The following is a 7495-nucleotide window of genomic DNA, read 5'->3' as shown; positions in this document are numbered from 1 at the left end:
GGGGCGCGCGGGCCCCCCGCCCGGGGGGGGCGGGGCCGCCCCCCCCCCCCCGCGCCCCCCGGCCCCCGCCCCGCGGCCCCCCCCCCCCCCCCCCCCCGGCCCCCGCGGGGCGCTGCTCGGCGGCGACTTCTACGACACGGTGCGCACCCCCGACGGCGTGGTGCACGCCATGATCGGCGACGTCTGCGGCCACGGCCCGGACGAGGCGGCGCTCGGCGTCGAGCTGCGCATCGCCTGGCGGGCGCTGACGCTGGCCGGGCTGAGCGGCGAAGCGCTGCTGAGCACCCTCCAGGAGGTGCTGGAGCACGAGCGCGACGACGACGAGATCTTCGCGACGCTGTGCACGGCGGACATCGCTCCCGACGGCCGCAGCGCCGGCCTGTTCCTGGCCGGCCACCCCGCCCCGCTGCTCGCCCGCCCCGGCCAGCCGCCCACCCTGCTGCCGTACGAGGACGGCGGCCCCGCCCTCGGCCTGCTCCCCGGCGCCCGCTGGCCCTGCCGGACAGTGGAGCTCGGCGCGGAGTGGAGCCTGCTGATGTACACCGACGGCTTGATAGAGGGCCACGTCGGCACGGGCTCGGACCGGCTGGGCGAGGAAGGCATGGTCGAACTCATCGGCTCCCTCCTCGCGGCCGGCCTCTGCGGCGAGAAGCTGCTGGACACGGCCGTCAGGCAGGTGCGCGAACTCAACGGCGGCGAGCTGACGGACGATGTGGCCGTCCTCCTCCTGGGCAGCGCGGCCCCGACCCGGCCGGTTGATCTGGCCGGTTGATCTGGCCCGGCGGCCCGGCAGCGCGGACGCGGTCTGGCGGGGTGCGGTGCCTGGGCGCCGCTGGGCGGGTGGGCTGCTTCGTGGGGGTGCGGCAGGGGGCATACGGGTGCGGGTCGACTGCGTTTTTTGGGGCGCGGCACCGCGGCGTACGGGCGTGGTGGGTGGTACGGGACGCGGCGTACGCGCGCGAGGCGGTGGGGGTACGGGCCGGGTCTGCGCGTACGAGAGGAAGCGTGGGCGCGGGCGCGTGAGGCGGAGGCGTGTCCGGCCGTGGGCGCGCGGGGCGCAGGCCCGCACGGGGGAGCGGGGCGGTGGTGGCCGGTTGTCCCGTGCGGCAGGTGGGACGGATTGGCGGTGGCCCAGCGGGCAGGCGGGGTGGGAGCGGCGCAAGCGGCCGGTGGGGATGGTGGGGCGGGAGCGGCAGGGTGGCCGGTGGGCGACCGGCCGGGCGGCGCGGGGCGGGGTCCCGGCAGCCCTCGAATCGGCCTGGTCGACCTGGTCAGCCTGGTCGGCTCGGTGATCAGCTCAGCAGCCTGTCGGCCGGTTGACCGGTCCGCGCATGCGGTGCGGGGAGACCGGTCGGGAGTGGGGCGCGGGGTCAGCGGCCGTTGAACGGACCGTACGGCCCGGCGGAGCTTGCGCCGCCGCGGCGGCCACCCCCACGGCCGCCGGAGACCTGCCGGATCGCCGGCCGGGCGTCCACCATGTACACGATCGTCGCGATGAGCCCGATGATCGGGATGAAGGACATCACCGACAGGAACAGATTGGCCGCCGTCGCGATGCCCAGCAGGATCAGCCAGAAGGGCTTGGTCTGCTTGTCCGCGGCCCGGTACGCGTCCTCGCGGCGGATCGCCGCGTCGATGAAGGCGAACAGGCTGAAGAGCAGTAGGCCCCAGGAGACCCAGAACATCAGCTCGTTGAATCCCTGCACTAGCACGTCATCCACCGCCTGAGATGTAGTGATCGACCGTCGCGTCCGTCGGGCGTGTCAGCGGCAACGGTACCCGTACGGCGGAACGGGCACGCGGTGCACGCCGCGCCTGCTGCCAGACCGTTGTCACGACCTGCCGAACCGATCCGCCGCGCGGCCCCGGCGGGGGGGGGGGGGGGCCGCCCGCCCCCGCCCGCGGCCGGCCGCCCGACGGTTCCTGCGGCGTCCCGTCCCCTGGCCCCTGGCTCGTCTCCGTTGACGTCATGACAGCACTTCACCACCAGCGCCGTGCGCTGCCCAGTACGCGCGGCCGACCGCCCCCGGGCGCCACCCCGACCGCGCAACCCCGGGGCGGGCTGAGGCCCCGGGGCCGGGGCGGGACTCCTGGGCTGCCGTTCGGGCGGGGCTTCCGGTCGTACGCTGACGTCATGACGTATGTGGGGAAGAAGGTCAAGGAAGCCCGCAAGCGTGCAGGGCTCACCCAGTCAGAGCTAGCCACCCACTCCGGAGTCAGCGTCTCCACCATTCGAAAGTTGGAGCAGGGGGACCGCGACGGTGCCCGGATGGAAACGCTGCATGCGCTCGCGCGGACGCTGCGTCTGTCAACGATGGACCTGGTCGCCGAACCTCACGAGGAGGGTCCCCAGCCCGGCACAAGCGAATTGTGGCTTCCGGTACGAGCCGCTGTTATGGCCCCTCCGGCAAGAGACGATGTCGATGCGGCAACGCCTGAAGGGGTTGCGGCGGTCCTCGAAGAAGGCATTTCTCTCTATCGTGAGCACCAGTTCGTCGAACTCGCGGCGGTTCTCCCCGCATTGCTGCGCGACGCTGACACCTTGGCTTATGACGGCCGAGAGGTTCGCGCCCGTGTGCTGCGGCTCGCGGCTGGTGCGCTCACGCACACGCGGCAGTTCGACATTGCGGAATTGGTGGCCAAGCGTGCCGTCGAGGAGGCGCAGGACCGGCTGGGCGCGTCCGCGAGCGTCAACACCTTGGCGTGGTTGCTGATGAGGCAAGGGCGTCTGGGCGAGGCGCAGACGCTCGCCACGCAGTGGGCGGACGACATGGAACCCCGTATCTCCCGGGCCACGAGTGGGGAATTGGCTGCGTGGGGCCTGATGCTGGTCAGGGCCTCTGGGGCGGCAGCACGCAACAACCACAAAGACGTGGCGACGGACATGCTGAGGTTCGCCCGAACTGCCGCAACGGCCATCGGCCGCGAGGTCTGCCCCGAACACGAGAACGCGCGGACGTTCGGCCCCACGACCATGCGCATGTGGACCGTGGAGAACGAGTTGATAAGGGATCGACCCGATGCGGCGCTCCGGCTTTCGGAAGGGCTTCCGATCTTCTCCGTACGCCCCACGAAGAGCGTGCGCAACCGGCATGAACTTGATATCGCTAGGGCGCATGCCCGGCTGGGGCAGTTCGTAGAAGCGTTCGACAAGTTGAGTCAAGTGCGGAAGGCTTCACCTCAGTGGTTTCCGAATCAGACATTTGCTCGGGACACCCTTCAGGCTGTCATTGCCGGTCGACGTACCCTCACTCCAGAGATGCGCGAAATGGCGGATGCGCTGCGGCTTAGCCTGTAGTCGTGGCACTTTTACGCAATCTGTAGTCGTAGTGCCACAGACAGGAATTGCTCGGCGGTTCTAGTTTCGGGGTCATGCCCCGACGAAGCCCTGCTGAGCGGGCCCGCCGACGTGCGCTCTGGGATGCGTGCGTCGGCCTCTGGCCCGACTCCTGCCGTTCGCCCGCGCCTGCCACTCCGGGACTCCAGCCCGACAGGGCACCCGCGAAGGGCACCCCCACGTCAGGGGGTGCTCGGTGAAGGTGAGCGCATCCCGAAGTCGGCACGCGCGTCTTGCGGGAGGTGCGTGATGGACGGCGCCCACCGTGTCGTGGTCATGGGCACCCCGTTGCGCTTCTTCCTCCGGTTCGGAGACGGAAGTGCCTGGTCGCCCGTGACGGACATCGCGTTCCACGAGGCGTACCAGGAGTCGATGTTCGATCCGGATGCCTTGCGCAGCAACGTACTGTGCCCCAACCGGCGGCGTGCGGAGTACGAGACGGCGGAGGGTTTGTGCTGGTCGGACGGTCGGTCCGCGCACGGGTTGCTCACCTTTGACGACCGATGGCCCCAGGAATGCGTGGGGCTGCATGCCCTCACCTGCGGCGGTGAGGCCGCATGAGGATCGTGCGCTCCGTGCACGCGGCCCACCAGGCGAACCCTCCTCGTGAAGTGTGGGTGTTCCTGCTCGTCCGCTGCCCGGCCGAAGACCCCAAGTACTTCCAGTCCAAGGGGCTTTGGCCGCGCGTCCTCCAGGTGGTGCGGGACGGGTGGGGCTGCCCGCCGGGGGTCATCGTGCAAGCCGGGGAGTCGATTCCCGACGCTGCCCATCGGGTGGCTGATGCGCTGGGCATCAGATTGCCCAAGGAGCCCGCTCTGCTCGCCGTCGATCAGCAACCCGCCATCGGGAGCGAGCAGGATGAAGAACTCGCTTTCATCCTCGATGGCGGCACCGTGGCCGAGGACGCCTTCGCCGGCCTGCCCCGCGGCCAGGTCGAGATCGAATGGTCGGCCATCGAAGACCTCGAACGCGTCGCCCTCGTCCATGCCCTCCGTACGCGGCTGCTCGGCGTCGAACCGCCGCTGTTGGTGGAGGGCATGCCGAAGGGGGAGGGGCGGGACGGGTAGGCCCGGCCGGGCCGTCCGCGGGCCGGGCCCGGAGCGCCGCTCGGGGCGTGGCCCGGGGGGCCGGCCCCGCTCGTTACAGTGTGGCGGCCGGCCGCACGTCGCGGACCGCCGAGGAGGGGCAGCATGGGGGAGCCGCACGGGGAGCGCGGGGGCGCGGGGGGCGAGCCCGCGGGTGGGACGGGTGGCGAGGGCGGGCAGCAGCGGGCCGGGCGGATGCTCGGGGTCAATGTGCGGGCGCTGCGCGTGGAGCGCGGGCTCTCGCTCTCCGAGGTGGCCCGCAGGTCGGGGGTGGCCAAGAGCGCGCTGTCGCAGCTTGAGGGGGGAAGTGGCAATCCCACCATTCAAACCGTGTTCTCTCTGGCGAACGCTCTTCAGGTCCCGGTCTCCGATCTGCTCGCCGAACCCGCCCACCCCGATGTGCTGCTCGTCCGCTCCGCCGGCCTCGAAGTGCTCCGCAGCAGCGCCGTGGACCTGCGCATGCTGCGCCGGATCGAGCCCCGCGGCGGTGTGCTTGAGGTCTATGACCAGCGGGTCCGGCCGGGCGAGCGGCAGCACTCCAATGGGCATCCCGGAATGGAGCACGTCGTGGTCGTGCAGGGGGTGCTGCGGGTCGGGCCGCCGGCGAAGCCGTACGAGGTCGGCCCGGGCGACTACGTCTGCCTGACCGGTTCGCGGCCCCACATCTATGAGTGCGCGGGGGACGAACCCGTGTTGTCCGTCCTGCTCATCGAGTACCCGGGCGACCGCGGTATTGACCGGCCCCCCTGGCCGCACTAGCGTCACCACCGTTCTTTCTGGAGAACGGTGGTGCGGGTCATGCAGGGTTCATGGACGTACGGACAACACCCCGACGTGGTCGTCGTCGGCAGTGGGATCGTCGGCGCCGCCTGTGCCGAGGCGCTGACCCGGCGCGGGGTGCGGGTGGCGGTGTTGGAGCGCGGCGCGCTCGCCTCGGCCACCACCGCGAGCGGCGAAGGCAACCTCCTGGTCTCCGACAAGGCGCCGGGGCCCGAACTCGATCTGGCGCTCGCCTCGTTGCGCCGCTGGCCCGCCCTGTTGGCCGGGTTGGCCGAGGAGCTCGGGCCCGGCCGCGCGGCGTGCGAGTTCGAACGCAAGGGCGGCCTCGTGGGCGCCGTCGGCGCCGCCGAGTCGGCCGCGCTCCGCGCCTTCGCCGCCGCCCAGCGCGCGGTGGGCGTCACCGCCCGGGAGCTGGCGCCGGGCGAAGTCGCTTCATACGAACCGCAGTTGACGCCGCGTGCGAGCACCGTCGTGCACTATCCGCAGGACGCCCAACTCCAGCCGGTGCTGGCCGCGACGGCGCTGCTGGCCGCGGTGCGGGCGCGCGGCGGCGAGGTGCGGAGCGGGGTCACCGCGCTCGGCGTGCAGTGCGATCGGCGCGGCCGGGTGCGTGCGGTGCGGACCAGCGCGGGCCCCGTGCCCTGTGGTGCGGTGGTCAACGCCGGTGGCCCGTGGGCCGGTGCCTTCGCGGCGGCGGCCGGCGCCCCGCTGCCCGTACTGCCGCGCCGCGGCCTGGTGCTGGTCACCGCGCCGCGGCCGGCCGGGACGGTGCGGCACAAGGTGTACGCGGCCGACTACGTCGGCGCGGTCGGCGCGAGCGAGGCCGATCTGCGGACCTCGACCGTCGTGGAGGCGACGCCGGCCGGCACCGTGCTCATCGGTTCGAGCCGGCAGCGGGTGGGCTTCGACGCGGCGGTGCCGGCCGTGGTGCTCCGGGAGTTGGCGCGCGGGGCGACGGCGCTGTTCCCGGTGTTGGCCGCGGTGCCGGTGCTCCGCGCGTACGGCGGCTTCCGCCCGTACACCCCGGACCACCTGCCGGTGAGCGGCCCCGACCCGCGCCGCGCCGGGCTGTGGCACGCGGCCGGGCACGAGGGCGCTGGCATCGGCCTCGCCGCCGCGACCGGCGAACTCCTCGCCGAACTCTTCACCGGCGAGCCCCCGCACCTGGACCCGGCACCGTTCCGGGTGGCCCGGCCGGGCCTGCGGCAGTCGGAGGGTGGGGGCCTGGCGGCCGGCGATGCGGTGGTGGGAGGGGGCGCTGGCGCTGGTGGGGATGTTGGGGCTGGTGTTGGTGCAGGTGCTGGAGCCCGTGTCGGCCCGGGTGGCGGGGGCGGTGTTGGCGCGGATGCCGGGGGCGGGCCGGTCGGTGTTGGCTTCGACGCGGGTGCTGGTGCTGGCCCTGGAGTGGCGGGGGCGGCTGCGGAGTGGGTGGCTGGTGCGTCGGCGGATGCGCGGGGTGGGTTCACGCTCACCGTGGACGGCCTCGTACGTCACGCACGCCCCGGTGACACCGTCGCCGCGGTGCTGCTCGCCATGGGGCGTACGTCGTGGCGCACCACGCGCGGCGCGGGCCGGCGGCGCGGTCTCTTCTGCGGCATCGGCGTGTGCCATGACTGCCTGGTCGTTCTGAACGGGCTGCCGGACGTACGCGCCTGCCAGCGCGAGGTGGCACCGGGGGACGTCGTCACCACGCAGTACGGGGCAGTACTGCCGGGGCCGGGGCCGGGGCCGGAGCGGGAGCCGGGGCCGGGGGTCGGGCCGGAGTTGGAACCACAACCGGAATCACAGTCGCAATCGCAGCACCAACCGGGGTCGGGGGCGACGGGAGAGGACCTGGCATGACGGAACCGTATGGAGCGGAGGCGTACGCGCCGGGCCCGGGGCCGGCGGCGGGGGCGGATGACCTGTGGCGGGCGGGCGTGGTCGCGGGGGCCTCGCCGGTCGAGCGGGGGCGCGGGCAGGTCGTGGTCGTCGGGGCCGGGCCGGCCGGGCTGCACGCCGCGTTGGCTGCGGCCCGGGCGGGCGCCCGGGTCACCCTCGTGGACAGCGCGCCGCAGGTCGGCGGCCAGTACTACCGACACCCGCCCCAGCGGCAGCAGCCCGTAACGGAAACGGAAGCAGAAACGGAAGAAGAATCAGAAGCTCAAACGGAGTCGAGTCCGGGGGAGGGGCAGGGGCGGGCCCCGGGCCCGGCGCGGGCCCCCCGCCCGCCCCGCCCCCCCCGCCCCCCCCCCCGCCCCCGCGGGGCCCCCCCCCCCCCCGCCAGCGCCCCCCCGCAGCCCCGGAACCCCGC

General features: G+C 73.4%; 8 protein-coding genes. 7 read left to right on the top strand and 1 reads right to left on the bottom strand.

The features are described 5' to 3' along the window. The coding region (locus AAHZ94_RS24590) for a PP2C family protein-serine/threonine phosphatase (protein WP_349995290.1) at positions 1-772 on the top strand (772 nt) is incomplete at its 5' end. A gap of 598 nt (positions 773-1370) precedes the next feature. Here AAHZ94_RS24590 and AAHZ94_RS24585 read toward each other — a convergent pair. Continuing rightward, entirely contained in the window at positions 1371-1712 is a 342-nt protein-coding gene (locus tag AAHZ94_RS24585) for a DUF2516 family protein (protein ID WP_349995291.1), read from the bottom strand. A gap of 422 nt (positions 1713-2134) precedes the next feature. On the opposite strand from AAHZ94_RS24585, the gene AAHZ94_RS24580 reads away from it, so the two are divergent. From AAHZ94_RS24580 to AAHZ94_RS24555, 6 genes are all read left to right on the top strand, one after another. Then, positions 2135-3298: a helix-turn-helix domain-containing protein gene (locus AAHZ94_RS24580; RefSeq protein WP_349995289.1), complete on the top strand. Its 1164-nt coding sequence runs from the start codon at positions 2135-2137 to the stop codon at positions 3296-3298. Between the two features lie 288 nt (positions 3299-3586). Then, positions 3587-3898 carry a hypothetical protein gene (locus AAHZ94_RS24575; protein WP_349995288.1) on the top strand — a complete coding sequence of 104 codons (312 nt, stop codon included), beginning with the start codon at positions 3587-3589 and terminating at the stop codon, positions 3896-3898. After that, positions 3895-4404 carry an NUDIX hydrolase gene (locus AAHZ94_RS24570; protein ID WP_349995287.1) on the top strand — a complete coding sequence of 170 codons (510 nt, stop codon included), beginning with the start codon at positions 3895-3897 and terminating at the stop codon, positions 4402-4404. The genes AAHZ94_RS24575 and AAHZ94_RS24570 overlap by 4 nt, the downstream gene beginning before the upstream one ends. Before the next feature lie 123 nt (positions 4405-4527). After that, positions 4528-5181, top strand: a complete 654-nt coding sequence (locus AAHZ94_RS24565; protein WP_349995286.1) for a helix-turn-helix domain-containing protein — start codon at positions 4528-4530, stop codon at positions 5179-5181. A 39-nt stretch (positions 5182-5220) separates the two neighbouring features. Continuing rightward, positions 5221-7044, top strand: coding sequence for an FAD-dependent oxidoreductase (locus tag AAHZ94_RS24560; RefSeq protein ID WP_349995285.1), 1824 nt, complete (start codon positions 5221-5223; stop codon positions 7042-7044). After that, positions 7041-7495 (top strand): FAD-dependent oxidoreductase (locus AAHZ94_RS24555; RefSeq protein ID WP_349995284.1); only part of this gene is annotated, 455 nt, incomplete at its 3' end. The genes AAHZ94_RS24560 and AAHZ94_RS24555, both read left to right, overlap by 4 nt.

Origin of the sequence: Streptomyces sp. HSW2009 (assembly GCF_040240285.1) — a bacterium.
Classification (GTDB): Bacteria; Actinomycetota; Actinomycetes; order Streptomycetales; family Streptomycetaceae; genus Streptomyces.
Note: the sequence above shows the minus strand (reverse complement) of the source record. Positions and strands in the feature narration are given on the sequence as shown.